Origin of the sequence: Natronomonas gomsonensis (genome assembly GCF_013391635.1) — an archaeon.
In the GTDB taxonomy this organism is placed as follows: Archaea; Halobacteriota; Halobacteria; order Halobacteriales; family Haloarculaceae; genus Natronomonas; species Natronomonas gomsonensis_A.
The window spans coordinates 1,406,291-1,430,011 of record NZ_JACAWU010000002.1 but is presented as its reverse complement, the minus strand read 5'-3'; the positions used below and the strand labels follow the sequence as shown (position 1 = coordinate 1,430,011).

Here is a 23,721-nt window from a genome sequence, read left to right as displayed (position 1 = left end):
TATCAGGATGAACGAGGTTCAACTAGAGGTCGCCAAGGCCTACCCGAACGACTCGGGTCGGGGCATCGCGCGACTCGACCCGGACACGCTTTTGCATCTGAAGCTGTCGCCGGGAGACATCATCGAAATCGAGGGTGCCGACACCACTGCGGCGAAGGTGTGGCGTGCCGACCGGCAGGACTGGAACACCGACACGGTGCGCATCGACGGGTTCACCCGCCAGAACGCCGACGTGGGCATCGGCGAGCGCGTCACCATCCGGAAGGCCGAGGCGACGAAGGCGGACAAACTCGTCCTCGCGCCGCCGGAGGAGGCATCGGTGCAGTTCGGCTCCGACGCCGCGGGGATGGTCAAACGGCAGATACTGAAGCGGCCGGTCGTCGAACGCGACATCGTCCCCGTGATGAGTTCGACGAACCATCCGTTCATGCGCTCGCCGGGGCAGGCGATTCCGCTTATCGCCGTCGAAACGGACCCCGACGGCGTCTGTCTCATCACCGAGGACACCGAGGTCGAACTCCGCGAGGAGCCGATTTCGGGCTTCGAGAAGACCGGTGGCGGCATCACCTACGAGGACATCGGCGGCCTACAAAACGAGATCCAGCGGGTCCGCGAGATGGTCGAACTGCCGATGAAACACCCCCAGATTTTCAAGAAACTGGGTATCGAGCCGCCACAGGGGGTGTTGCTCCACGGCCCGCCCGGCACCGGTAAGACCCTGCTGGCGAAGGCCGTCGCAAACGAGACCAGCGCCTCGTTCTTCTCGATTGCCGGCCCGGAAATCATCTCGAAGTACTACGGCGAGTCCGAACAACAACTGCGGGAGATATTCGAGGACGCCACCGAGGAGTCACCTTCCATCATCTTCATCGACGAACTCGACTCCATCGCGCCGAAACGCGAGGACGTCACCGGCGAGGTCGAGCGCCGTGTCGTCGCCCAACTGCTGACGATGATGGACGGACTGGAATCGCGCGGGCAGGTCATCGTCATCGCGGCGACGAACCGCGTCGATTCGGTCGACCCCGCCCTGCGTCGGCCGGGCCGTTTCGACCGCGAAATCGAAATCGGCGTCCCCGACGAGACGGGGCGGAAGGAAATACTGCAGATTCACACCCGCGGAATGCCGCTGGCTGACGACGTGAGTCTGGACCACATGGCCGACGAGACTCACGGCTTCGTCGGCGCCGACATCGAGTCGCTGACGAAGGAAGCGGCGATGAAGGCGCTCCGCCGCTACCTCCCCGAAATCGACCTCGACGAGGAGGACATCCCGCCGAGTCTCATCGACCGGATGATAATCAAACGCGACGACTTCCGCGGCGCGCTCAACGAGGTCGACCCATCGGCGATGCGGGAAGTCCTGGTCGAACTCCCCAAGATATCGTGGGACGACGTGGGCGGCCTCAACGAAGCGAAAGGACAGGTCAAAGAGTCCATCGAGTGGCCGATGAACTCCCCCGAGAAGTTCCAGCGGATGGGCGTCGAACCGCCGAAAGGTGTGCTGCTGTACGGCCCGCCCGGCACCGGCAAGACGCTGATGGCGAAAGCCGTCGCAAACGAGACGAACGCCAACTTCATTTCGGTGCGCGGTCCGCAACTGCTGTCGAAGTGGGTCGGCGAATCGGAGAAGGCCATCCGACAGACCTTCCGGAAGGCGCGTCAGGTCGCGCCGACCGTCATCTTCTTCGACGAGCTCGACAGTCTCGCGCCGGGCCGCGGCAGCGACACCGGGTCGAACGTCTCCGAGCGTGTCGTCAACCAACTGCTGACGGAGTTGGACGGCCTCGAAGAGATGGGCGACGTGATGGTCATCGGGGCGACGAACCGCCCGGACATGATAGACCCCGCGCTCATCCGGAGTGGGCGCTTCGACCGGCTCGTGATGATTGGTGAACCGGACGTGGAGGGCCGAGAGCAGATTCTCCGTATCCACACCAAGGACACGCCGCTGTCGCCGGACGTGAGCCTCCGTGAACTCGCCGAGATCACCGAGGGCTACGTCGGCTCCGACCTCGAATCCATCGGCCGTGAGGCGGCGATTCAGGCGCTTCGGGAGGACGACGACGCCGAAGCCGTCGAGATGCGACACTTCCGACAGGCCCTGGAGTCGGTCCGACCGACCATCACCGACGACATTCGGGAGTACTACGAACAGGTCGAAGACGAGTTCCGCGGTGGCGGCGCCGAAACCGGCCATCGACAGGGCGGCCGCATCGGTTTCCAATAGAACCTTTTTGCACGGTAGACCTCGCTTCGCTCGGTCTACCGGCAAAAACGTTCATGAAAAAGACACGTCGGGCCTCCCGATGGTCGGCCCTCGGTCCCGCGCTCGCTTCGCTCGCGCGGTGAACCGCTTCGAGGGGGTACTATCGAACCCCCTCTCGCGGATGCGATCGAGAAGTGATTGTTTGTTTCAGCGTTTGTTCGGTGAATAGCGTGTTATGTAGCGATGTACAGTTAACGCTGAGGGCTTTGTGGGTCCCGATATTATTGGTAGCGGCGTGGCAAAGGGAGGGTGTTCAAACACCAACGACTGGCGAATGATTCGGAGAGTGGTCGCTGAAGCGGAGTACTGCAGTAGCGCCCGCGAGTGCCGGACATTCGACTACGAGCCCTTCCGTCGTGCAGCGAGCGCCGCAGTTGCAGCAGCTGCAGCTCGGCCACCGCCTACCCGGAGCGTCAACAGGTGACGAGAAGTCACTAAGTAGCTATTTCACCGTCGTGTCCGTCTCGGCTCTTACGGGGGAAAGACACTACACCATGTCACCGACTCCCGAATCTACTCGATTGGACGTCATCTCCCGCCGAGCCCTCCTGAACGCGTGTGCGGGTGGAATGGGCACGGTCGGGCTGGCCGGCTGCATGAGCGAGGACGGCTCGCCGGAGCCTGACACACCGGGTACAGACACGGCCATCCCGGAGGACGATGGCGCTATGGAACTGGACCTCGACACATTGGAGGCCGAGACGGAGGTTGGGACTCTCCAGGCACAGCGGGCGGAGAACTCGTACGTCGGCTGGATCGACGACGGGGAGGCAATCGGCATCGCCTTCCTTGACGACATCGGCGCCGGAGCGGACGACGATATCGTCGTTCACCTGTACGATGGTCAAAGCCTCGCCATCATGCTCGGCGCAATCGATGCCGAGGGCGCGGCGACGCTCGAAAGCGAGGAACCCAGCGACTTCGAGGCCACGGCCGATCTCGTCGTGGGGGACGACGCAGTGACCGGGACAGTCACCGTCGCCGTGGAGGAGCCAAGAGAGTTCACGGCGGACGCCGCGACCGGCGTTTCCGGCGTCTACTGGGCGCACGGGACCGAAGAGGACCCAGATACCAGAGGTTCTTGGGTCGTCCTTTCCGATGGCCGTCAATGGGGCTGTGCTTGCGTGATTCCGTACACCGGGCCTTGCTGCACTTGCTGCCTACTGGAATGACGAACTCTGTCCGGGGCGGAGCTTCGGATCCTGGGGGTCACTGCAGAGCGACCGTGGTGAGTTTGGCTCAGGCAGGTCGGTCGTCGGACGGGAACAGAGAGATCAAGGACAGTACGTGAGGATGGGTTCGTCGTGAAGAACCTGCCATAGTTCCATTTCCGGGAGGTTCTCATCCACCTCAGGTGACGGAGGGATCATCGGGTCTCTCCGAGAGGATGTCCTCTGTACACAACACGACATTCTGGGTATATTGCTGACTGCTATTTTGCCTCCTCTGAAGCAAACGCCCTGCTGCATACATCCTCTGTATCTCGCATCGCGTTCCTATCAAAGTACGGACGGTTCGAATCTCCCGCCGGAATGTGAATCCCCTATATCGACCGATTCGGTCCTTTGGATAGCATCCGCGAGGGAGCGGAGCGACCGAGCGGTTCTCCGCGCGCCGCAGGCGCGCGGGACCGAGGGCCGACCGGAGGGAGGCCCGACGTGTCTTTTTCATGAACGTTTTTGCCGGCGCCCGCAGGGCGCCGTGCAAAAACTTTCAATAGATGAGTTCGTCGCTGTTGTCGACCATGTATAGCGTCCGCGCGGCGATGTTGACCGCGTGGTCGCCGACGCGCTCGAGGTCACGGATGGTGAGGAGGAGTCGTGAGACCTCCTGCATCAGCGACTCGATTTCCTGATCGGAGGATTCGGCGTCGATTTCCGTCTCGATGAGGTCTCGGACGACGGTACTGGATGCGTTCTCACACATCGCGTCGATGTCGTCGTCGCGGTCGTCGATGTCGAAACACGCGTCGATGTCCTCGTCGGCGTAGGCCGTCATCGCGTCGTCTATCATCTCGATGACGGCGTCGCCGATGCCCTGTACGTCAACGTCGGGGTAGAGGTCGCGCTTCGCCTGCAGGGTGTAGTCACCGAGATTGGTCGCGAGGTCGGCGACGCGTTCGAGGTCGGTGATGATTTTGAACGACGCCGCGATGAACCGGAGGTCGCCGGCGACCGGCTGTTGGAGCGCGAAGAGGTCGATACAGTCCTTCTCGAGTTCGAGGTACATCTCGTTGATTTCGTGGTCGCCCTCAATGACCTCGCGGGCGAGCGATTCGTCTTTCCCTTCGAGTGCGCGGAGTCCCATCCGGAGCCGTTCGAGGACGACCTCGCTCATGTAGAGGACGTTCTCTCGGAGCTCGGTGAGTTGCTCCTGGAATCCCTTGCGTGCCATACGGGACCCTTCTCGGGTCTCGGATTTGTGTCTTCGGGAGGCGTCCGACGCCCGTCAGCCGTTATCCGAACTTGCCGGTGATGTAGTCCTCGACGCGGTCACTGTCGGGGTTCTCGAACACTTTCTCGGTGTCGTCGAACTCGACCAACTCGCCGCCGGTGAGGAAGACGGCCGTCTTATCGGAGATGCGGGCGGCTTGCTGCATGTTGTGGGTGACGATGAGGACGGTGTACTCGGCGGCGAGGTCGTCGATGAGGTCTTCGATTTTGGAGGTCGCGACAGGGTCCAGCGCCGATGCCGGCTCGTCCATGAGGACGACCTCGGGGTCGGGTGCGATGGCCCGGGCGATACACAGCCGCTGTTGTTGGCCACCGGAGAGGTCCAACCCCGAGGAGTCCAGTTGGTCTTTCACCTCGTCCCACAGTGCCGCGGCTTTCAGCGATTCCTCGACGCGGGCGTCGATGTCGCCGTCGTAGCCCTGAATCTTCAGGCCGTAGGCGACGTTCTCCCGAATCGACTTCGGAAACGGGTTCGGCTTCTGAAACACCATGCCGACCTTCCGGCGCAGTGCGACGGGGTCGACGTCCTCGTCGTAGACGTTCTTGCCGCGGAGTTGCAGTTCCCCCTCGACGCGGGCGGCGTCGATGAGGTCGTTCATTCGGTTGACACACCGAAGGAACGTCGATTTCCCGCACCCCGAGGGGCCGATGAGTGCCGTCACCTGCTGTTCGGGTATCTCCATCGAGATGTCCTTCAGCGCCTGCGTTTCGTCGTACCAGACGTTGATGTCGCGGGCGCTGATGATGGTCCGGCCGTTCCCGCGGTCGGTCGATTCGAGGCCGGCGGTCGGTCCCTGTTCGACGAGCGATTCGGACGAGGCGTCGGCGGTGGATTCGTTCCGGCTCATTGGATAAGTCCGTCTCGGCTGAGGGCGAGTACCGTGTCGGGTCACTCGACGGCAGTCCGTCGGTGGATAGCTGTCGGATGCGACACACTCGACCGCCCGTACTTACGTCACGTCGCCACCGATTCCGTAAATACTCCACTATGATTGCTATATAGGGCTATATTCTGCCACGTACTTCGATGGGGTTCTGGACTACGTTTCGACCCACTCTCGTCTATCAAGGAACCATTAGGTCGGTATGTGGGCGTCTCGGAACTCAGTATATATTCCGATGATAATTTATATTGCTGGTTGGTAGGGGTGCTTATGGAGACCCGAAAGGTGCAGGTGACGGGTGGCTCTACATACACCGTCTCGCTCCCGAAGGAGTGGGCGACGGAAAACGGCGTCAGCGGCGGGAGCGTCGTCGAGTTCCATCCCGAGGAGGATTCGCTTCTGTTGACGCCGCGCCGTGACGAGGAGAAAGTCGAAGGGTCACTCGACATCACCGGACTGGAGGGCGACCAGTTGATGCGTGCGGTCGTGACGATGTACGTCAGTGGCTTCGACATCATCACTCTGGAGACCGCCCGCGTCAGCGCCGCCCAGCGCCGGACGATTCGGGAGGCGACACAGGGCCTCGTCGGACTCGAGGTCATCGGCGAGACCTCAGAGCGCGTCCAACTGCAGGACTTACTCGACTCTTCTGAACTGTCGATGCACAATGCCATCACGCGGATGCGGCTCGTCTCGACGACGATGCTCGGCGACGCCGTCACCGCGCTACTGGAGGACGACGACGACCTCGCGGCTGACGTGGTCCAACGCGACGACGACGTCGACCGGCTGTGGTCGATGGTCTCCCGTGTGTTTCGGTCGGTGCTTCGTGACCCCTCGGCGGCCGCCGACATCGGCCTCGACCGCGAGACGTGTTTCGACTACCACTCCAGCGCCCGCCAACTCGAACGCGTCGGTGACCACGCGGCCAAGATAGCAACCCACGCCGGGACGCTCGGCGCACCACCAGACGACGCCGCCGAAGCCATCGAGGCGCTGCACACCGAGGCGACCGAAATCATCGAGATGGCGATGGACGCCCTGCTGGAGGAGGACTCTGACCGCGCGACGCGACTCGCCAACGACGCCCGACAGCGGATCACCGAAATCGACGAACTCGCCCGACGGGTCGACGACCGCATCCGCGAACTCGAACCTCAGCAGGCGCAGTTACTCGGACTCATCGTCGACTCGCTGTCCCGAAGTGCCGACTACGGCGGCAACATCGCCGAGACGGCACTCCAGAAGGCCGCACCGAAGCCCTGATTTTTAGTCTCGGCGCTCGTCCCTCCGGCTATGGTAACCGAACTCCGCGATGGCGTCTGGTGGATAAACTGCACCGGCGTTAACGCCTACCTCGTCGCCGACGACGAGGCCCTGACGCTCGTCGATACGGGAACGCCGTTCGACGCCACGCGAATCGAGGCCGCAATCGAGACGGCCGGATTCACGCCGTCGGCACTCGACCGCATCCTCATCACGCACTACGACCTCGACCACGTCGGTTCGGCGGCGAAGCTCTCGACTGACGCCCCCATCTACGTCGGCCGTGCGGACGCCCCGCTGGTCACCGGCGAAGAGCGACCGTCGCTGTCGGGACACAAGGCGCTCACGCAACTCGTTTCGGGACTGCTCGTCCCCGACGTGCCGGCCGACCGCGTCCATCCGGCCACCGACGGGGACGAAATCGGTGGCTTCACGGCCTATCACACGCCCGGCCACACACCCGGGCACACCGTCTACCTCCACGACGAACACCGGGCGGCGTTCCTCGGCGACATGGTAATCGAACGCGACGGCGACCTCCAGCCCTCACCGTGGCTGCTCTCCTACGATACCGACGAGGTTCGACGGAGTATCGACGCGTTCGTCGACCGCGTACCTGCCTTCGAGGTCGCGGCGATGGGTCACGGAACGCCGTTCCTGAAGGGCGGTGGCGTCCGACTCCACGAACTCGCCGCGGAGTGATTAGATAATCTCTTCGGCGACGGTGTCGGCGTCGAGTAACTCCGGGTCGACGATGTGGCCGGCCTGCCCCTTCACGAACTCCGGCACCGAATCCCGCGTGTAGACGACGACCCGGAGGTCGGGATTGAGGTCCTTCGCGACCGCAATCGAGGTCGCCAACCCGGCGTCGGTGACGACGAGCGTGTCGGCGTCGACGATGCCGGCCTCTTCGAGGGCCGGCCGGTTGGCGGTTCCCTCCGCGTAGCTCACGTCCGCGCCGCGTTCGGAAAGCGCCGCGCCGAGTTCGTCGGGGTCGGCCCCCGCGATGACGACCTTACTCATATTCGATGGTCGCCGGGGGTTTGTGCGTCACGTCGTAGACGACGCGAGAGACGTTGTTGAGGGTGCCAGTGATGCGCGACTGGATGCGCTGGAGCGTCTCCCAGTCGATTTCCTGTGCGCGGGCGGTCATGCCGTCTCTCGATTCGACCGACCGAACCGAGACGACCCAGCCGTGGACGCGGTTGTCGCCTTTCACCCCGGTGGCCTTTCCGAGCACCGCCGCGAGCGCCTGCCAGGGGTCGTACTCTTCGAGTTCCTCCTCGATGATGTAGTTCGATTCGCGGGCGACTTCGAGTTTCTCCTCGGTCACTTCGCCGAGGACGCGGATGGCGAGGCCGGGGCCGGGGAACGGCATCCGCTCGGAGACGACTTCCTCGAGGTCCAGCGCGCGGGCGACTTCCCGGACCTCGTCCTTGTAGAGGTCCCGCATCGGTTCGACGATGCCCTCGAAGTCCACCACGTCGGGGAGTCCACCGACGTTGTGGTGGGACTTGATGGTGCCCTCCGACTCGATACGGTCGGGGTAGATGGTTCCCTGGACGAGGTAGTCGGCGTCGACCTCACGGGCGACCGTCTCGAACTCCCGGATGAACTGCTCGCCGATAGCGTGGCGCTTCTCCTCGGGGTCGGTGATACCCGACAGGGCATCGAGGAACCGGTCGCGGGCGTCGACGATTCGCAGGCTCTCCATGTACTCGAAGGTCTCCCGAACGCCCTCGGTTTCGCCTTTCCGCATCAACCCGGTGTCGACGTAGACGGGCGTGAGGCGGTCGCCGAGCGCCTCATAGGCCAACGCCGCGGCCGTCGAGGAGTCGACGCCACCCGACAGCGCGATGACGGCGTTGGCGTCGCCGACCGAGTCGTCGATTTCGGCTATCTTCTCGTCGATGAATGCCTCGGTGTCGACCATCAGGCCGTCACCTCCTCGGTGTCCGCCTCGTCGGCTTCGAGTATCGTCTCGACCAACCCGACGAACGGCGGCGACGCGCGGGTGGGTCGCGACCGGAACTCGGGGTGGAACTGCGTCCCGAGGAAGTAGGTGTGGTCGGGCAACTCCAGTATCTCCATGCGGTTGTTCGCTCGGCCGGAGAACCGCATCCCCGCCGATTCGAGTTCCTCGATGTACTCGGGGTTGACCTCGTACCGGTGGCGGTGGCGCTCCGTACAGGAGTCGGATCCGTACACCTCGTGGGCCAGTGTTCCCTCGGAAATATCGGTCTCGTGGGCGCCGAGTCGCATCGTCCCGCCCATGTCCTCGACCTCGTACTGCTCGGGGAGGATGTCGATGACGGGGTGGGGTGTATCCTCAACCATCTCCGTCGAATCCGCATCCTCCAACCCGCAGACGTTACGGGCGTACTCGATGACAGCCATCTGGAAGCCCAGACACAGTCCGAGGAACGGCACGTCGTTCTCACGGGCGTAGCGGACTGCCTCCATCTTGCCCTCGGTGCCGCGTGCCCCGAAGCCGCCGGGAACGATGATGCCGTCGGCGCGTTCGAGGCGGTCGGCGTGTTCGTCGTCCATCTCGTCGGCGTCGACCCACAGGACGTTCACGTCGGTTTCGGTCTCGAAGCCGGCGTGTTTCAGCGATTCGTGGATGGACATGTAGGCGTCCTCCAGACCGTACTTCCCGACCAGCGCGATGTCGATTTCGTCGGTGGGGTCGGTGGTGACGATTTCGCGCCAGCCGTTGTCGCGGTCGGCCTTCGGAATCGCCTCTTCGGCCAGTCCCAACCGCTCCATGACGTACTCGTCGAGTCCCTCGTCTTCGACCATCAAGGGGACGTGATAGATGTCCGCGACGTCGGGATTCGAGAAGACAGCGTCGGTGGGAACGTCACAGAACAGGGCGATTTTCTCCTTCGTCTCGGGGTCCAGTTTGTCCTCACAGCGGCCGACCAAGATGTCGGGCTGGAGCCCGATAGAGCGAAGTTCCTTGACGGAGTGCTGAGTCGGTTTGGTCTTCTGTTCGCCGTTCTTCGAGTAGGGGACCAAGGTGACGTGCGTAAAGAGAATGTCCTCTTCGTCCTCCTCGTGGGCGAACTGTCGGAGCGCCTCGAGATACGGCATCCCTTCGATGTCGCCGACGGTGCCGCCGACCTCGATGAGACAGATGTCGTGGCCCTCGGCGGCCTCGCGAATGCGCCGCTTGATGTCGTCAGTGATGTGCGGGATAATCTGGACGGTGTTCCCGAGATAGTCGCCCGCGCGTTCCTTCTCGATGACGTGACGGTAGGTCTTCCCCGTCGTGACGTTGTGGTCGAACGTCATGTCGATGTCGAGGAACCGCTCGTAGTTCCCCAAGTCGAGGTCGACTTCGCCGCCGTCTTTCAGGACGTACACCTCGCCGTGCTGGTAGGGGTTCATCGTCCCCGCGTCGACGTTGAGATACGGGTCGATTTTCACGGCCGTCACGTCGAAGCCGGCGTTGGCGAGCAAGCGCCCGGTGCTCGCCGCAGTGATGCCTTTCCCCAATCCTGACATCACGCCGCCGGTGACGAAGATGAATTTGTTCCCCAATGTGGGGTCGTACTCAGTAAGTTCCGTCGGCATACCGACGGTCCGCGAGCGTCAGACAAAACCGTTTCGGACCGACCTTTTTGCACGCCCGCTCGCGGGGCGAGCGGGCGGCAAAAACGTCGATGAAAAAGACACTGCGGGCCTCCCGTTGGTCGGCCCTTGGTCCCGCGCGCCGTAGGCGCGCGGAGAACCGCTCGTCGCGCTTCGCGCGCCTCGCGGATGCTAGCGAACCATTAGTCCTCGAATCTATTCCGGAGATTATTCAGACGGGTTTCGAACACCACGACCAACAACCCAAGCGGTGCGACGACGAGTCCCACCACACCGACCACCATTGCCACCTGTAGTCGGTTCGCGGCGAAGGCGAGAAACACGGCGGCGGTGAGTGCCACGAGCATCAGCGCCGCGAAGACGCTGGCCCACGGGTCGACCGATTCATTTCGGCGTCGCCGGTCGACGTTCTCGAGGAGGACGACGACAGCTGCCGCGACGGCAGCGAGGATACATAGCCAGAACGCACCGATGACGAGGAACGCCCCGCCGATGTAGGGCCCGCTCGTCAGTTGGACGCCGGCGAAGACGACTCCACAGAGGATAGCGACGACGGCCTAGCTCCCGACGACGAGTTCCTCGGTCCCTCGGTTCGTCGTGGGGGTCACACCTACAAGTCGGCAGTGTCGAAAGAAAGCATTCGGGTCAGTCTTCGAGTTGCTCCAGCGGCCCCTCGTCGGTGGCGACGAGCACCCACGCCAGCCGGTAGCGCCGGTCGACGACGACCATCGTGACGTTCCAGTGTGGCTCGCCGAACCACTCACACCACGCTTCTCGCGTCCGGTGGACGGTCACCTCCTCGTAGCGGTCCTCGACGACGGAATCGCGGAACTCCTCGGCGAGTCGCTTGGCTTTCGCGAACGTTCCGTACTGCTGGTCGAGCGTATCGCCGTAGGAGACGGTGCCGCCGTGGACGAGCTGTTCGGCGAGGGTCCCGTCCATCGACAGCGCCGTCTCGACGGTCATCGACACGTCGGGGTCCTCCGTCACGTCGAGGCCGAGTTCATCGGCGATGGTTTCCGAGCCGAGAAGCCGACCGAAGAACTCCGCGTCGGCGAGGCAGTTCCGGGAGGCGAACCAGTCGATTTCCGGCGAGTCGGGGATTTCGACACAGCAGTAGCGAGCGTCGCCGTGGCGTCGGGTCGCCGCCATCGCGTCGACGTACTCCTCGATCGGTTTCGCGCCGAGGTCGACGGGTTCGAACGTCGACGACCCCCACACCTCCTCGAGACTCCCCCCGCGTGGTCGAGTGGCGCCCCAGTTCGGGTCGTGCATACCTGCGAAAACGGACCTATACGTAAACGTTTCGTGCCAGCGTCTGCCGGACCTTTAAGCCATCCGCACCTCGCGGAAGAACTCGCCGACCCGGTTTCCGACCTTCGCTGCCTGCCCGACGAAGTGGTGGTCGGCGCTCATGACTTCGACCGTGCCGCCCCGTTTCTCGACGGCTCCGGCGACGGCCGCTGCGTCGACCGTCGTGTCGCGCTCGCCGTAGACGACCGCTATCGGACAGTCGATGTCGTCGATTGCGGCCACGGCGTCGATGTCGTCAGTGATGCGGTCGGCCGGAGCGAGTGCCGCCACCGCGAACGGCGCCGTTCCTGTCCCGCTCTCTCGGGCGGCGGCGACCACGGCGAGACAGCCGCCGAAACTGTAGCCGAACAACCCGACGGCGTCGTACCGCTGTCTGGCCCACGCGTAGGCGTCGCGGGTGTCTGCCAACTCCCCGGGCCCCTCGTCCCACTCGCCGTAGTCGAAGCGGAGGCAGGCGCAGTCGAGGGCGTCGCTCACCGCCTGCAGGCGGGGGTCATTTCGGTTCCCGCCCATCTGGGGGTGTGGCGGGCAGGCGACCACACAGGCGTCGCTGTCGGGGGCATCGAGGCTACCCCGAACGTCGCGGTCCGACGGAATCACGACCGATTCGCTCATGGAGGGCCCTTCGAGCGGTGGGGCCTTGAGGCTGTACCCCGCCGCTCGGAGAGCGTTTTAAGGGTTCGGAACCCATCACCTCGACACATGGGCATCCTCTCTCGGGCGTCGTACGTCATCCGCTCGAAACTCAACGCCGTCCTGAACCGCGCGGAAGACCCCTCCGAGACGCTCGACTACTCCTACGAGCGCCTCCGGGACGAACTGCAGGACGTAAAGAAGGGTATCGCCGATTTGACGACACAGAAGAAGCGCCTCGAGATTCAGAAGCGCCGCCTCGAGGAGAACGTCGAGAAGCACAACGAACAGGCCAGACAGGCCGTCGAGCAGGACCGCGACGACCTCGCACGGCGCGCACTGGAGAAGAAGAAACAGAAGATGTCCCAAATCGAGGAGTTGGAGACACAAATCGCGGACCTCCAGAACACACAGGACAATCTCGTCGAAAAGAAGAACGAACTCCAGAGCCGCATCGAGCAGTTCCGCACCGAGAAGGAGACGATGAAGGCCCGCTACGAGGCCGCCGAGGCCAGCACCCGCGTCAGCGAGGCGATGACCGGCGCCGGCGACGAGATGGAGAACGTCGGCCGCTCCATCGAGCGCGCCCGCGAGAAGACCGAGGACATGGAGGCTCGCGCCGCCGCGATGGACGAACTCCAGGAGAGCGGCGCCTTCGAGGACGCGCTTTCGGATAAAGACAGCATCGACCGCGAACTCGAAGAGATGCAACGCGACGGCGAAGTCGAAGCCGAACTGGAGACGCTGAAAACCGAAGCCGGCAAGGGAAGCGTCGAGGAGGAGGCGTCTGTCGACGCCGAGTCCGAAGTCGAAACCGAGGCCACCGACCCCGAAATCGAAGCCGAACTGGACGAACTGAAAGACGACGACGAGGAGTAGCTACGTCAGATTGGCCCGCCACTCCTCGGGGACCGGCGTCGGTTCGTCGGTTTCTGGGTCGACGATGACCTGAATCGTCTTCGCCGTCGCGACCGTCTCTTCGTCGGTCGCCAGCGTGATTTCGGTCGTGATGCTCGTCGTTCCCACGTCGAGGACCTCGACGGTGCCGACCACGCGGTCGCCCGCGAACAGTTCGGCGTGGTACTCGACCTCCATTCGGACCACCGGACGGTAGTACTCCTCGAAGGTCGGCACCGTCTCCCGGAGGAACGACTCCCGAACCCGGCGGACGTACGTCGAGAACACCGCGTCGTCGACGTGTCGTTTGCCGGTGTCGAGGCTCCCGACGACGAGTTCGTGCTCGTAGTCGGTCATTCCTCGACGAAGTCCGGTTCGATACGCTTCTCGCCCACTTCGCTTTCGAGGTGGTCTCGGAACGTCTCGACGTCGACGTCCTTGCGCTCGTTTTCGAAGCGGTCCCGAACCGAGACTGTGCCGGCCTCCTGTTCGTTGTCACCGACGACGAGCATGTACGGCACCCGGTCGTCGTGGGCCTGCTGAATCTTCTTGCCGACCGTCCACGAGCGGTCCTCGATTTCGACGCGGAAATCGCCGAGATAGCGGTTCTGGAGCTGTTTGGCGTAGCCGATGTTGTCGTCGGAGACGGGGAGGATACGCACCTGTTCGGGCGCCAGCCACGTCGGGAAGTTCCCGTTGAAGTGCTCGATGAGCACCATGAAGAACCGCTCGTAGCTGCCGTACAGCGCCCGATGAATCATCACCGGGCGGTGTTCCTCGTTGTCCTCGCCCGTGTAGGTCAAATCGAACCGCTCGGGCATGTTGAAGTCGAGTTGGACCGTCGGGCCGTCCCAGTTCCGGCCGAGGGCGTCCTCGAAGGCGAAGTCGATTTTCGGGCCGTAGAAGGCCCCGTCGCCGGACTCGATGTCGTAGTCCATCCCGCTGGCTTCGAGTACGTCACGGAGTTGGGATTCGGCCTGCTCCCAGATTTCGTCGCTGCCGACGGACTTCTCGGGACGGGTTGCGAGCGCCACCTCGTAGTCGAGGTCGAAGGTCTCCAGGACCTCGTTGATCTGGTCCATGATGACGTTGACCTCCCGCTCGATGGACTCCGGCTTGACGAACAGGTGGCCGTCGTCGATGGTGAACGCCCACACCCGGGAGAGTCCGGAGAGTTCCCCGCGCTGTTCCTTGCGGTAGACCTTCCCGTTTTCGGCGTACCGGACGGGCAAGTCCCGGTAGGACCAGTTGCCCTGATTGAACACGGTCGCGTGGCCGGGGCAGTTCATCGGCTTGAGGCCGTACTCCTCGTCGTTGACATCGAGCAGGAACATGTCGTCGACGTAGTTGTCGTAGTGACCCGACTTCTTCCATAGCTCCGTCCGGAACAGATGTGGCGTCTCGACGAAGTCGTAGCCTTCGGCGTCGTTGAGGTCGTCGACGAAGTCCTCTAACTCCCGCAGAACCGTCTTGCCGTTGGGGTGATACAGCGGCAGTCCGGGTCCCGTCACGTCGGGAATCGAAAACAGGTCTAACTCCTGGCCGAGTTTTCGGTGGTCGCGCTCTTTGGCCTCCTCCCGTCGCTGGAGGAAGTTCTCGAGGTCGGACTCGCTCTCGAAGGCCGTCCCGTAGACGCGGGTGAGCGTCTCGTTGTCCTCGTCACCGCGCCAGTACGCTGCCGCGATGTTCAACAACTCGACGGCGCCGATTTTCCCCGTCGACTCGACGTGCGGGCCCTGACAGAGGTCCTGCCAGTCGTCCTGGACGTAGAAGGAGACGGGGTCCTCGTCGGCGGCTTCGGTCTCGAGGATGTCTCGTTTGTACTCGTTGTCCTCGTAGAGGTCGAAGGCCTCCTCCCGGGAGCGTTCGACGCGCTCGATGTCGTAGTCGGCGTCGATGATGTCGTACATCTCGGCCTCGATGTCCTCGAGGTCCTCGGCGTCGAGGTCGACGCCCGTGATGTCGTAGTAGAACCCCTCGTCGGTCGGTGGGCCGATGGCGAGTTTCGCCTCGGGGTAGAGTCGCTGCAGCGCCTGTGCGAAGACGTGGGCCGCCGAGTGACGGAGGACGCGGAGATACTCGTCGGACTGGTCGGTGACGATGACGAGTTCGCAGTCCTCGTACAGCGGTTCGACCTTGTCGACGAGGTCTCCGTCGACGATCCCGGCTTTCGTGTCCGACCCGAGTCCGGGTCCGATTTCGTAGGCCACGTCCTCGACCGTCGACCCCTCCTCGACTTCGAGTTCGGAGCCGTCCGGCAAGGTGACGACGATGTCGCTCATGCCTACGCAAAACCAAGGCGGGCGGATAAGTGTTTAGAGACGGTGGCGAGTGTTACAGAGTGCCATACATCGGGTTGGTTACAATTCCTCACTACTCGACAGCGGCCCGCCCAGTCGCTCGGCGGCGTCCTCCTCCAGTTTGTACCGCTGGACCTTCCGCGTCCCACTGCGGGGGAGTTCGTCGACGAAGAACACCCGCCGGGGGTGTGCGTACGTGGCGACGTGGTCGAGTGCGAACTCCCGGATTTCGCGTTCGGTGGGTGGATCCTCGACGCCGGGTTCTAAGACGACGTAGGCGACCGGTGCCTCTCCTTTCACCTCGTGGTCGGCGGCGACGACGGCGGCGGCCTGTACGTCCGGGTGTTCGAACAGCGCGTCCTCGACTTCGGCGGGGTAGACGTTCTCGCCGCCGACGATGAGCATGTCGTCGGCGCGGTCGACCATCCACAGGAAGCGGTCCTCGTCGACGCGGGCGATGTCGTCGGTGTAGAACCACCCCTCCCCGTCGAAGACGGCCTCCGTCTTCTCGGGGAGGCCGTGGTAGCCCTCGAACACCTGCGGGCCGCGGATGGCGAGTTCGCCGGTGACTTGCTCTTCGTCGCCGGGGTCGATGCCGTGGTCTTCGAGCGTCGTCGCCGACGTGGGGTCGAGCGCCTCGGCCGGCACCCGGAGGTCTCGGGTAATCGGGTCGACCAGTTTCAACTCGACGTTGGGTAGTGGCTGGCCGATACAGCCCGCACCCTTGTGGACGCCGTACGTCGAGGAAGTGGTACCGGCCGGGGATGTCTCGGTCATGCCCCACCCTTCGGTCAGCGGCGTGTCGAAAGCGTCCTCGATGCGCCGGCGGGTGTCGTCAGCCAGCGGTGCGGCGCCGCTCCCGAGCGTTTCGAGGCTCGAAACGTCGTATTTGTCGGGATTGGCCTCCATTTCGGCGAGCATCTCGATGTAGACGGCGGGGATACCCGCGAACTGGGTCACTTCGAACTCGGTGATGGCCGACAGCAACTCCGAGGCCACGGGCATCGTCCGGAGGACGACCGTCGCGCCGTTGTAGAGGCCGGTGAGCATCACGACGCTGAGGCCGTACATGTGAAACAGCGGGAGGAAGCACAGCGCCACGTCCTCCTCGGGGTCAGAGCCACTGCGGGAGGTGTAGGACTGCACCGTCGACAGGAGGTTCTCGTGGGTGGTCAACACGCCCTTAGGGTCGCCGGTGGTTCCCGAGGTGTAACACTGCACGGCCACGTCCTCGAAGTCCCGGTCGGGGCGGTCGAACTCTGTCGAGGCCGCATCGACGTGCTCGTCGTAGTCCTCGAGCCCCTCCGCACCGCCGGGGATGAACGCCAGCGGCACTTCCTCGGCCAGCTCCGTGCCGACGCTGGGGAACACCGGCGAGGTGACAAGCGCCGCTGCGTCGGCATCCCCGAGGATGTATTTCAGCCGGCCGGTGTCCATCCGGTGGTTCAGCGGCACGGCCACTGCGCCAGTTTTGATGACCCCGAAGAACGTCTCGGGGAACTGCAGGGAGTTCTCCAGATACAGCGCCACCCGGTCGCCGGGTTCGATGCCCGCATCAGCGAGGGCGTTGGCCACCCGATTCGACCGCGCCTCCAGATCGGCGTAGCTGTACTCTTCGCCGCGGTACTCGAAAGCGAGTTTCTCGCCGTAGCGTTCGGCCCCCATCGCCGGAACGTCGCCGACGTGTCTGAGCGGCTCCTGCTGGAAGTACTTCATCGATGGAATCGTGCTTGTGACGTGTTATCAAAAACCTTCGCCCTGTGGACGGAGGCGTCTTTTAGCCGGCGGCGGAACTGGCCGTCGGTTACTCGTAGCCGACCTCGGCGTCCAACTCGACGCCGCTCTTGGCGAAGGTGCCGGTTCCGCGGGCGAGTTGGTTCCCCTCACCGTCTTCGAGGACGCCGTCGGCGATGAGTTGCTTGGGGTGGTCGTTGACGACCTCCGCCCGCGCGACGAGTTCGCCGGTGGAGACGGGACGGGTCAACTGCAGGTGAAAATCAGTCGTCAACACGAACACGTCCTCGACCAGCGAGTTCGCCGCGAAGAACGTCGCGTCGTCGAGCGCCTTGAAGTAATACGAGCCGTGGACGCCGCCGGCGGCGTGGTGGTACTCCTCGCCCACCTCGATGCGGAGTTCGGCGACGCCCTCGTCTTCGATGTGGAGTGTCGGGTCGGTCTCGTCGTTACACGGCGCGGCGTGGTACATCCGTTCGAGTTTCCGGAAGTGTTCCATCCTCCGAGTCCTCGAAGCGGACGGTAATCGGCGTGTCGGTCGCGGGGCCGTCGGTCAGTACCGAGTCAGGTCGCGTTCGAGGACGAAATCCGGCTCCTCGGAGATTGACTGGCGGGCATAGGCGGCATCGGAGACGTGCTGGGGGGTTTCGGGAACGAGCATGCGGGCCTTCTCGGCGCCGGCCTCGGCGGCGTCGCGGGCAACCGCGGCGGCCAGCGACTGTAGCGCCTCGTGGTCGCTCCACGACCCGACGCCGTACTCGGCCCACTGCTGTTCCTCACCGTCTTCCTCTCGCTGGAAGGTCCGGGTCCGGTAGGTCATTCCTCGAACACCGTCGTCATCCGCGACGGTCAGTGTCGTTTCGGCGTCGGCCAGTCGGTCGGGCGTCAGTTCCGCGAGCGCCCACGACTCCTCGAGGTCGAGCCCGAGACCCGACAGTTCGCGGTAGGCGTCGCTGGCGTGGAAGGCGCTCCACGCAGCCGTGGGGTCGGTTAGTACGTCGAGTGTGGAGGCAGCCGCCTCGTCGGGGCTGGGTTCGACCCAGCGGAACTCCGCCAGCGGTTCGAACCCCATCGACCGCGACTGGCCGAGGCCGGCGGCGTTCCAGGAGAACACCATGTTCCGACAGACGGTCGCCCCCCGGTCTGCGGCCCACTCGAAGACGGCCTCGGTCAGCGTGGGACTGATGCCCTCGCCGCGGTAGTCGGGGGCGACGCGCATTCCCTGTGCCCAAGCCTCGTGGTCGGAGAGAATCACGCCCTGACAGATGCCGACGGGGTCGCCGTCGACGACGGCGACGACCGTCCGCTGTGTCTCCCCGTCGCTTTCGACCCACTCCTCGAAGACGCGAGGGATGTAGTCGCCGCCCAACTCCGGCCAGGTATCCTGGGTGAATTCGACGACCGCCTCGCGGTCGTCGTGTCTCGCCTGCCGGACCGTCACCTCGGGTCGGTCGCTCATCGCGTCACGTCCACGGAACCGACCGCTCCTGCAGTTCCCCGGCGATGGGTCGGCGCATCGTCTCCTCGACGCTCTCGACGTTCGAAAGCGCCCACATCAGTTTGACGTACGCCGTCGCCGGCAGGGTGTCGCCGGCCTCGACGACGCCTGCCTCCAAGAGGTCACGACCCGTGTCGTAGACGCGGTCACAGACCCGCCCCTCCAGACACTGACTCGTCATCACGACGGTCGTGCCGTCGTCGACCAACGCCTCGATTCGCTCTATCCACTCGGTGTTGACGTGGCCCAGTCCCGTCCCCTCGAGGACGAGTCCAGCGGCGTCGGCAGCGAGGTCGAGCGTCTCCGGCGAGCGCCCGGGAACGAACTTCACGAGCTCCACGTCGGTCGCGAGGTCGGCGTCGATGTCCAACTCGACGGCGTCGCGGTCGGCGACCGGCCGGCGGAACGACACCTCGCCGCTCTCCCACTCGACCTCGCCGAGGGGTTCCGCGCCGACCGTCTCGAAGGCGTCCCGACGTGAGGTGTGGTTCTTCCGGACGCGCGTCCCGCGGTGGAGCGCGCAGGTGTCGTCGGACTCGTTTTCGTGCATGCAGACGAGCACCTCGGAGTGGTCGGCTTTCGCCGCCTCGACGGCACAGACGGCGTTCATCACGTTGTCGGAAGAGGGTCGGTCCGCCGAGCGCTGACTGCCGGTGAAGACGACGGGAACCGGCGTATCGAGCGTGAACGACAGCGCCGCGGCGGTGTACTGCATCGTGTCGGTGCCGTGCATGACGACGACGCCGTCGGCGCCGTTGTCGATTTCCTCGTGGACGGCCTCGGCGAGGTCGGTCCACACGTCGGGCGTCATGTTCTCCGAGAGGATGTTCGCGACGACGCGGCCCCGATAGTTCGCCCGACCGGCCAGTTCCGGCACGGCACGCAGGACGTCTTCGGCGTCGAACTGGGCGGTGACGGCGCCAGTCCGGTAGTCGACCGTCGAGGCGATGGTGCCGCCCGTCGAGATGAGCGCGATGGTGGGCAGGTCCTCCTCGAAGGTAATCTCCGATTCGGAGTCGCCGTCTTGGGCGCTCTCGACATCGTAGCTGTCCGTCTCCAGTACGTCGACGTTCGCGTCGGCGCGGTCGACGCCGACGTTGTAGCCGCCGTCGAGTTTGACGACGAGGTGGTCGGCGGTCGTCGAGGGCATGAGGACGCCCTCGTAAGTCGCTGTGCCGCGGTCGACGCGGACGCGGTCCCCGGGGTTCATACGTCCGGCTACCGTGCGGGCGGACTTGAAAGCCTCCCTTCGGGGTGGCTAGGAAAGACCGATACCGTTGGCGGCGAAACGGGAACCCATGAGCCGCGACCGAACACGGACCCGGGACCGGTCCGACGAGGCCGACACCGTCGACACCTCCGAGTTCGATGTCGGTGCGGACGTGGCCGGCGAGGCGACCGCCCCTAGCGAGACCGGCGAGTCGGCGGGACTTCGGGGACGGTTGGCCGCCCGCACCGAACGGCTGTTCTCGCCGCGTGCGTTCCTCGCCATTCTCCTGTTGTCGGTCGCGGGGCTGTTCACCGCTGGCACCTTCCTTCCGCTGCCGGGGTCGGGGCTGCTCGGTGTCTTCCTCGCGACGTTCGCCTTCGGACTGGTTGCTTCGGACCGGCGCTACGCCGAGGCCGCCGTCGCTGGCGGTATCACCGTCGGCGCCAGTGCGTTTCTCGACGCCGCTGTCGTCGCCTTCCTCGGTGGGTTCGGCGTCTCGCTCGCGCTTCTTGGCGGCGGCGTCGGCGCGGCTGTCGCCGTTGTCGGAACGTACTTCGGTCGGGACCTGCGGGCTGGACTGACCAGAGAAATCTAACTAGACCAGCCGCCACGTCTCGCCGTCGCGTTCGACGACGCCGTGTGCCGACAACCCCTCCAGCGCGTCGGTGACGACGTCGGGTGGTGCCTCGACGCGGCGACTCAACCGCTCGGCCGTTGCGGGGCCGTCGGCGAGCGCCCGAAGCAAATCCGCGTAGAACCGCCCGTCGAGCCCCTCGAAGTGGGAACTGATTCTGTCGAGCGTCTCCGTCAGCCGGCCTTGCACCCACCGCTGGGCCATCGACAGTTCGTTCTCCAGCCGTTCGAGTTCCTGTAACTCCTCGGTGAGGCCGGCGAGTTCGGGGTCGGCGGCGTCGGGGTCACCGTTTTCGTCGCCGGGTCGACAGCACTCCACGTCGAGTGAGACGTACCGCCAGGAGGTGATGTCGAAGTTCGGCGACGCCGAGTAGGCGCTCTTCGTTCCGAAGTCGTACGGCGAGACGTTGACCTCCAGTCGGAGGTTCCGCGCGATAGAGAAGTACTTCCGGCGACCATCGTCGACGGTCGACTCGACGAGGCCCGCCTCCTCCAGTTTCCTGAGGTGGTCGATGACTGCCTTCGGGCTCACGCCGAGATACTCGCTGATTTCGGTGACGTAGCAGGGCTTTCGGGCGAGGAGCCGCAGGATGCGTCTACGGTTCTCGTTTCCCAGCAGGTCCAACAGCGCCGCCGAGTCCATTACGTTGGAGTTCGGTCCGCGGACGAAAAAGGGTGCCGCCCCGCCGGCGAGGGGGTTTCGAGTCGGCTGCCGCCGTCTCAGCCGTCGCTACGGCTCGTTTCGGAGCCTTCGGGTGTCGCATCTGCGTCGGCACCACCGTCGCCGTTCTCCTCACTGTCTCCGGGCGCAGAACTACCACTGGAACCGGGAGGGCCGTCGCCGCCGGCGTCGGATATCGAGTCGTCGCTGTCCGTATCGACGGGCGGACCGCCACCGTTCGAGGCACCGGGAACGTCGACGGAGGTGTTCGAATCGCCGTCGGCATTACCGGTGTCCCCCGGTGGGCCGCGCTCGCCGTCGAACATCGGTCCGGCGAGGCCGCGCGCCAACTCGGCGACCTCCCCACCGCTGAGGTTGCGGGCCTCGTTTCGAAGCGCGTCGAGTCGCGTCGTGTCGACGCCGGCCTCCGCGGCGACCGATGCGGTCTCGTTGGCGGACTGTTCGAGTCCGCTCGCACCGGTCGTGACGTGTGCGGCTATCGCGCGGTTACGAACCTCCGAGTCCTCCTCAGAGATGGCCGCTCGGCGGTTCGCCAGCCGCTGTTGTCGTTGTTCGAGTTGCGCTTGCCGCTGTTCGATGAGCTCGCGCCGCTCTTCTTTGGTCTCGGCCCGGTTCAACGACGCCTCGAACATGCCGTCGTCGACCTCGCCTTCGGCCTCAGCGCTGCTGGCCTGCATGAACGACGAGACGGACGCGCCGAAGGAGGCGTTCCCGCGTTCAGCCGTCTCGTTCGTCGGTTGGGCCCCTGCCGCGACGCCGCCCATCCCAGCCGTGAGGAGGACGGCGAGTGCCACCAAGACGCCAATACCGACAGCAGTTCGTTTCATCACTGTTCTCTGGGGCACCTGACTCGTAAAAACCCCCCCTCCGTTCTCATCGTTCAGCGATCGAAGCTACGGCCTCAAACGGTCCAATAGCGTTTATACTATCGTTAGGAGCTTCGAATTCGCTCTCAAACACCGGCGTTCCGACTGGCTGCCTCGTCAGGTTTCGGGGTCCGATACCGCTTCCGTCCCGGATAAAGCTTATGTGTGTGATTATCTAACATGCACGTAGCGGCATGTTTGAACCGTTCTCAAGCGGCTACTACCTCGGGCGGCTCTACGTCGAGCCGCACGACGGCGACTGCGCAGTAATGCATCACGAACACCACGAGCGGGTTAACGACCGATTATACACCGAAACGGCGGATTATTCCGGTCCGTTGGTGATGAAAATCGGCTCGGCACACGTTCCGGTCCACGGCGCCGAGGGCGTCCCCGGTCGGACCGTCGCGCTCCCGGAGTCGGTGTTGTCGGCGACGGGCGTCGACAATCCGCCGACGCTCAGCGAGGTGCTGTTGGCGAAAGCCGACCGCGCAGCCCAACTGCTCGGTATCGACGGCGACGCCGCGGACTACACCGACAGGGCCGCGGGCTTTTAGACGCCCGCCCACCTCGGTCCGGCGATGCTCGACGACCTCCTCGGCCGGACCGCACTCAAGGAACGCATCGCGGAACTGGAAGACGAGTGCGACCGGCTGCAGGCGCAACTCGACGCCGAGAGCGACCGCCGTGCCGACGCCGCCAGCGCCAGACAGGAGGCCGAAGAGCGGGTCAACCGCCTCGAAGACCGCATCGCCGACCTGAAGGGCAAAGTCGACGCCGAACACGAGACGGCCGATATCGGATTTCGACACCGAGAGACCGTCCAGGGTGGCCGTCTCGACGAGATATACGGCCGACTCACGTCCTTCGAGGGGTCCGAGGAGACCGTCCTGACGGCGTTCGTCGACGACGAGGTGCCCGACGACGTTCGCGAACTCCTCGGTGACCGCACTCCGCTCGTCTCGCGGGCCGAGCCGTGTCTCGTCTGTGCCGACGACGCCGGTCTCTTGGCAGTCGCCATCCGGCCCCCGGTCGCTCCCGACCCGTTCGTCGAGTGGAACGCCACTCCGCGAATCGACCGCGAGTGGATAGCGCCGACCGGCCGGTTCGCACTCGCGTTGGTCCGCTCGGACGTCTTCGCCGTCGGCGTCTACGAGGGCGACGAGCGGGTCGGCTACGAGGGCTTCGAGAGCGACGTGAAGAGCGACCACTCGAAAGGCGGGTTCTCGCAGGCCCGCTTCGAGCGCCTCCGAGACGAGCAAATCGCCGACCACGTCGAGAAGTGCGAAGACGCCCTGGCGGCCATCGACGCCGAGCGACTGTACGTCGTCGGCGACCGCCGTCTCGTCTCCGAGTTCGACGCCGACGTGACCGCCGCCGTCGACGCCACCGGCAAACCGCGGGCGGCCCTCGAAGACGCCTTCGAGGACTTCTGGACCGTCCCGGTGTACGGCTTATAAACGCTCGACGCGGACTGATGCGTTT

General features: G+C 64.6%; 24 protein-coding genes. 8 read left to right on the top strand and 16 right to left on the bottom strand.

What is annotated here, in order from left to right; all coding sequences use genetic code 11:
* Nucleotides 1-7 precede the first annotated feature (7 nt).
* Both HWX69_RS15945 and HWX69_RS15940 read left to right on the top strand, forming a co-directional pair.
* Nucleotides 8-2,230, top strand: a complete 2,223-nt coding sequence (locus tag HWX69_RS15945; RefSeq protein WP_178918036.1) for a CDC48 family AAA ATPase — start codon at nucleotides 8-10, stop codon at nucleotides 2,228-2,230.
* A gap of 533 nt (nucleotides 2,231-2,763) precedes the next feature.
* On the top strand, nucleotides 2,764-3,441 hold the full coding sequence (locus HWX69_RS15940) for a hypothetical protein (RefSeq protein ID WP_178918035.1): 678 nt from the start codon (nucleotides 2,764-2,766) through the stop codon (nucleotides 3,439-3,441).
* Between the two features lie 541 nt (nucleotides 3,442-3,982).
* On the opposite strand, the gene phoU is transcribed toward HWX69_RS15940, so the two are convergent.
* Together phoU and pstB are read right to left on the bottom strand one after the other, a co-directional pair.
* The gene (phoU, locus tag HWX69_RS15935; RefSeq protein ID WP_178918034.1) at nucleotides 3,983-4,663 is read right to left on the bottom strand and encodes a phosphate signaling complex protein PhoU; all 681 of its coding nucleotides are present in this window, start codon (nucleotides 4,661-4,663) and stop codon (nucleotides 3,983-3,985) included.
* Nucleotides 4,664-4,724: 61 nt separating this feature from the next.
* Nucleotides 4,725-5,570 carry a phosphate ABC transporter ATP-binding protein PstB gene (gene pstB, locus HWX69_RS15930; RefSeq protein WP_178918033.1) on the bottom strand — a complete coding sequence of 282 codons (846 nt, stop codon included), beginning with the start codon at nucleotides 5,568-5,570 and terminating at the stop codon, nucleotides 4,725-4,727.
* 306 nt (nucleotides 5,571-5,876) lie between these two features.
* Between pstB and HWX69_RS15925 the strand changes: the two genes are divergently transcribed.
* Together HWX69_RS15925 and HWX69_RS15920 are read left to right on the top strand one after the other, a co-directional pair.
* Nucleotides 5,877-6,872: a phosphate uptake regulator PhoU gene (locus tag HWX69_RS15925; protein WP_178918032.1), complete on the top strand. Its 996-nt coding sequence runs from the start codon at nucleotides 5,877-5,879 to the stop codon at nucleotides 6,870-6,872.
* Nucleotides 6,873-6,902: 30 nt separating this feature from the next.
* Nucleotides 6,903-7,574, top strand: a complete 672-nt coding sequence (locus HWX69_RS15920) for an MBL fold metallo-hydrolase (RefSeq protein WP_178918031.1) — start codon at nucleotides 6,903-6,905, stop codon at nucleotides 7,572-7,574.
* Here the strand turns inward: HWX69_RS15920 and HWX69_RS15915 are convergent, their stop codons facing one another.
* The 6 genes from HWX69_RS15915 to HWX69_RS15890 all read right to left on the bottom strand — a co-directional run bounded on the left by HWX69_RS15915 (nucleotide 7,575) and on the right by HWX69_RS15890 (nucleotide 12,398).
* On the bottom strand, nucleotides 7,575-7,895 hold the full coding sequence (locus HWX69_RS15915; RefSeq protein ID WP_178918030.1) for a DUF7126 family protein: 321 nt from the start codon (nucleotides 7,893-7,895) through the stop codon (nucleotides 7,575-7,577). It abuts the gene before it with no gap.
* Nucleotides 7,888-8,805 (bottom strand): glutamine-hydrolyzing GMP synthase, encoded by a 918-nt coding sequence (gene guaA, locus HWX69_RS15910; RefSeq protein WP_178918029.1) that lies wholly within the window; start codon nucleotides 8,803-8,805, stop codon nucleotides 7,888-7,890. The genes HWX69_RS15915 and guaA overlap by 8 nt, the downstream gene beginning before the upstream one ends.
* On the bottom strand, nucleotides 8,805-10,451 hold the full coding sequence (pyrG, locus tag HWX69_RS15905) for a glutamine hydrolyzing CTP synthase (protein WP_178918028.1): 1,647 nt from the start codon (nucleotides 10,449-10,451) through the stop codon (nucleotides 8,805-8,807). Before pyrG ends, guaA begins: the two co-directional genes overlap by 1 nt.
* 200 nt (nucleotides 10,452-10,651) lie before the next feature.
* Entirely contained in the window at nucleotides 10,652-10,816 is a 165-nt protein-coding gene (locus tag HWX69_RS15900) for a hypothetical protein (protein WP_178918027.1), read from the bottom strand.
* Nucleotides 10,817-11,114: 298 nt separating this feature from the next.
* Nucleotides 11,115-11,744 carry a hypothetical protein gene (locus HWX69_RS15895; protein WP_178918026.1) on the bottom strand — a complete coding sequence of 210 codons (630 nt, stop codon included), beginning with the start codon at nucleotides 11,742-11,744 and terminating at the stop codon, nucleotides 11,115-11,117.
* A gap of 54 nt (nucleotides 11,745-11,798) precedes the next feature.
* Entirely contained in the window at nucleotides 11,799-12,398 is a 600-nt protein-coding gene (locus HWX69_RS15890) for a dienelactone hydrolase family protein (RefSeq protein WP_178918025.1), read from the bottom strand.
* 87 nt (nucleotides 12,399-12,485) lie between these two features.
* Here HWX69_RS15890 and HWX69_RS15885 point away from each other — a divergent pair, with 87 nt between their 5' ends.
* On the top strand, nucleotides 12,486-13,295 hold the full coding sequence (locus HWX69_RS15885; RefSeq protein WP_178918024.1) for a PspA/IM30 family protein: 810 nt from the start codon (nucleotides 12,486-12,488) through the stop codon (nucleotides 13,293-13,295).
* Here the strand turns inward: HWX69_RS15885 and HWX69_RS15880 are convergent, their stop codons facing one another.
* The 6 genes from HWX69_RS15880 to gatD form a co-directional block, all read right to left on the bottom strand.
* Nucleotides 13,296-13,670, bottom strand: coding sequence for an acyl-CoA thioesterase (locus HWX69_RS15880; RefSeq protein ID WP_178918023.1), 375 nt, complete (start codon nucleotides 13,668-13,670; stop codon nucleotides 13,296-13,298).
* Nucleotides 13,667-15,595, bottom strand: coding sequence for a threonine--tRNA ligase (gene thrS / locus HWX69_RS15875; protein ID WP_178918022.1), 1,929 nt, complete (start codon nucleotides 15,593-15,595; stop codon nucleotides 13,667-13,669). Before thrS ends, HWX69_RS15880 begins: the two co-directional genes overlap by 4 nt.
* Nucleotides 15,596-15,673: 78 nt before the next feature.
* A complete protein-coding gene (locus HWX69_RS15870; RefSeq protein ID WP_178918021.1) occupies nucleotides 15,674-17,329 on the bottom strand; it encodes a class I adenylate-forming enzyme family protein in 1,656 nt (551 codons plus the stop codon).
* A gap of 88 nt (nucleotides 17,330-17,417) precedes the next feature.
* Complete coding sequence (locus tag HWX69_RS15865; protein WP_178918020.1) at nucleotides 17,418-17,846, bottom strand: PaaI family thioesterase; 429 nt, start codon at nucleotides 17,844-17,846, stop codon at nucleotides 17,418-17,420.
* Nucleotides 17,847-17,900: 54 nt separating this feature from the next.
* Nucleotides 17,901-18,806 carry a GNAT family N-acetyltransferase gene (locus tag HWX69_RS15860; protein WP_178918019.1) on the bottom strand — a complete coding sequence of 302 codons (906 nt, stop codon included), beginning with the start codon at nucleotides 18,804-18,806 and terminating at the stop codon, nucleotides 17,901-17,903.
* Nucleotides 18,807-18,810: 4 nt separating this feature from the next.
* A complete protein-coding gene (gatD, locus tag HWX69_RS15855) occupies nucleotides 18,811-20,055 on the bottom strand; it encodes a Glu-tRNA(Gln) amidotransferase subunit GatD (RefSeq protein ID WP_178918018.1) in 1,245 nt (414 codons plus the stop codon).
* An 88-nt stretch (nucleotides 20,056-20,143) separates the two neighbouring features.
* Between gatD and HWX69_RS15850 the strand changes: the two genes are divergently transcribed.
* Nucleotides 20,144-20,650, top strand: a complete 507-nt coding sequence (locus HWX69_RS15850; protein ID WP_178918017.1) for a hypothetical protein — start codon at nucleotides 20,144-20,146, stop codon at nucleotides 20,648-20,650.
* On the opposite strand, the gene HWX69_RS15845 is transcribed toward HWX69_RS15850, so the two are convergent.
* Complete coding sequence (locus tag HWX69_RS15845; RefSeq protein WP_178918016.1) at nucleotides 20,651-21,331, bottom strand: ArsR/SmtB family transcription factor; 681 nt, start codon at nucleotides 21,329-21,331, stop codon at nucleotides 20,651-20,653.
* A gap of 77 nt (nucleotides 21,332-21,408) precedes the next feature.
* Nucleotides 21,409-22,197 (bottom strand): hypothetical protein, encoded by a 789-nt coding sequence (locus HWX69_RS15840; protein ID WP_178918015.1) that lies wholly within the window; start codon nucleotides 22,195-22,197, stop codon nucleotides 21,409-21,411.
* A gap of 233 nt (nucleotides 22,198-22,430) precedes the next feature.
* Between HWX69_RS15840 and HWX69_RS15835 the strand changes: the two genes are divergently transcribed.
* Complete coding sequence (locus HWX69_RS15835) at nucleotides 22,431-22,793, top strand: DUF5802 family protein (RefSeq protein ID WP_156710059.1); 363 nt, start codon at nucleotides 22,431-22,433, stop codon at nucleotides 22,791-22,793.
* Nucleotides 22,794-22,817: 24 nt separating this feature from the next.
* The gene (locus HWX69_RS15830) at nucleotides 22,818-23,696 is read left to right on the top strand and encodes a Vms1/Ankzf1 family peptidyl-tRNA hydrolase (protein WP_178918014.1); all 879 of its coding nucleotides are present in this window, start codon (nucleotides 22,818-22,820) and stop codon (nucleotides 23,694-23,696) included.
* Nucleotides 23,697-23,721 lie beyond the last annotated feature (25 nt).

Excerpts from the sequence above, each read along its gene's own strand:
- phoU (WP_178918034.1), bottom strand. The coding sequence starts at position 4,663 with ATGGCACGCAAGGGATTCCAGGAGCAACTCACCGAGCTCCGAGAGAAC.
- HWX69_RS15860 (WP_178918019.1), bottom strand. The coding sequence starts at position 18,806 with ATGAGCGACCGACCCGAGGTGACGGTCCGGCAGGCGAGACACGACGAC.
- guaA (WP_178918029.1), bottom strand. The coding sequence starts at position 8,805 with ATGGTCGACACCGAGGCATTCATCGACGAGAAGATAGCCGAAATCGAC.
- HWX69_RS15920 (WP_178918031.1), top strand. The coding sequence starts at position 6,903 with ATGGTAACCGAACTCCGCGATGGCGTCTGGTGGATAAACTGCACCGGC.
- HWX69_RS15840 (WP_178918015.1), bottom strand. The coding sequence starts at position 22,197 with ATGAAACGAACTGCTGTCGGTATTGGCGTCTTGGTGGCACTCGCCGTC.
- HWX69_RS15915 (WP_178918030.1), bottom strand. The coding sequence starts at position 7,895 with ATGAGTAAGGTCGTCATCGCGGGGGCCGACCCCGACGAACTCGGCGCG.
- gatD (WP_178918018.1), bottom strand. The coding sequence starts at position 20,055 with ATGAACCCCGGGGACCGCGTCCGCGTCGACCGCGGCACAGCGACTTAC.
- HWX69_RS15865 (WP_178918020.1), bottom strand. The coding sequence starts at position 17,846 with ATGGAACACTTCCGGAAACTCGAACGGATGTACCACGCCGCGCCGTGT.
- HWX69_RS15850 (WP_178918017.1), top strand. The coding sequence starts at position 20,144 with ATGAGCCGCGACCGAACACGGACCCGGGACCGGTCCGACGAGGCCGAC.
- HWX69_RS15845 (WP_178918016.1), bottom strand. The coding sequence starts at position 21,331 with ATGGACTCGGCGGCGCTGTTGGACCTGCTGGGAAACGAGAACCGTAGA.
- HWX69_RS15885 (WP_178918024.1), top strand. The coding sequence starts at position 12,486 with ATGGGCATCCTCTCTCGGGCGTCGTACGTCATCCGCTCGAAACTCAAC.
- HWX69_RS15890 (WP_178918025.1), bottom strand. The coding sequence starts at position 12,398 with ATGAGCGAATCGGTCGTGATTCCGTCGGACCGCGACGTTCGGGGTAGC.
- HWX69_RS15830 (WP_178918014.1), top strand. The coding sequence starts at position 22,818 with ATGCTCGACGACCTCCTCGGCCGGACCGCACTCAAGGAACGCATCGCG.
- thrS (WP_178918022.1), bottom strand. The coding sequence starts at position 15,595 with ATGAGCGACATCGTCGTCACCTTGCCGGACGGCTCCGAACTCGAAGTC.
- HWX69_RS15900 (WP_178918027.1), bottom strand. The coding sequence starts at position 10,816 with ATGCTCGTGGCACTCACCGCCGCCGTGTTTCTCGCCTTCGCCGCGAAC.
- HWX69_RS15835 (WP_156710059.1), top strand. The coding sequence starts at position 22,431 with ATGTTTGAACCGTTCTCAAGCGGCTACTACCTCGGGCGGCTCTACGTC.
- pstB (WP_178918033.1), bottom strand. The coding sequence starts at position 5,570 with ATGAGCCGGAACGAATCCACCGCCGACGCCTCGTCCGAATCGCTCGTC.
- HWX69_RS15925 (WP_178918032.1), top strand. The coding sequence starts at position 5,877 with ATGGAGACCCGAAAGGTGCAGGTGACGGGTGGCTCTACATACACCGTC.
- pyrG (WP_178918028.1), bottom strand. The coding sequence starts at position 10,451 with ATGCCGACGGAACTTACTGAGTACGACCCCACATTGGGGAACAAATTC.
- HWX69_RS15870 (WP_178918021.1), bottom strand. The coding sequence starts at position 17,329 with ATGAAGTACTTCCAGCAGGAGCCGCTCAGACACGTCGGCGACGTTCCG.
- HWX69_RS15940 (WP_178918035.1), top strand. The coding sequence starts at position 2,764 with ATGTCACCGACTCCCGAATCTACTCGATTGGACGTCATCTCCCGCCGA.
- HWX69_RS15880 (WP_178918023.1), bottom strand. The coding sequence starts at position 13,670 with ATGACCGACTACGAGCACGAACTCGTCGTCGGGAGCCTCGACACCGGC.
- HWX69_RS15895 (WP_178918026.1), bottom strand. The coding sequence starts at position 11,744 with ATGCACGACCCGAACTGGGGCGCCACTCGACCACGCGGGGGGAGTCTC.
- HWX69_RS15945 (WP_178918036.1), top strand. The coding sequence starts at position 8 with ATGAACGAGGTTCAACTAGAGGTCGCCAAGGCCTACCCGAACGACTCG.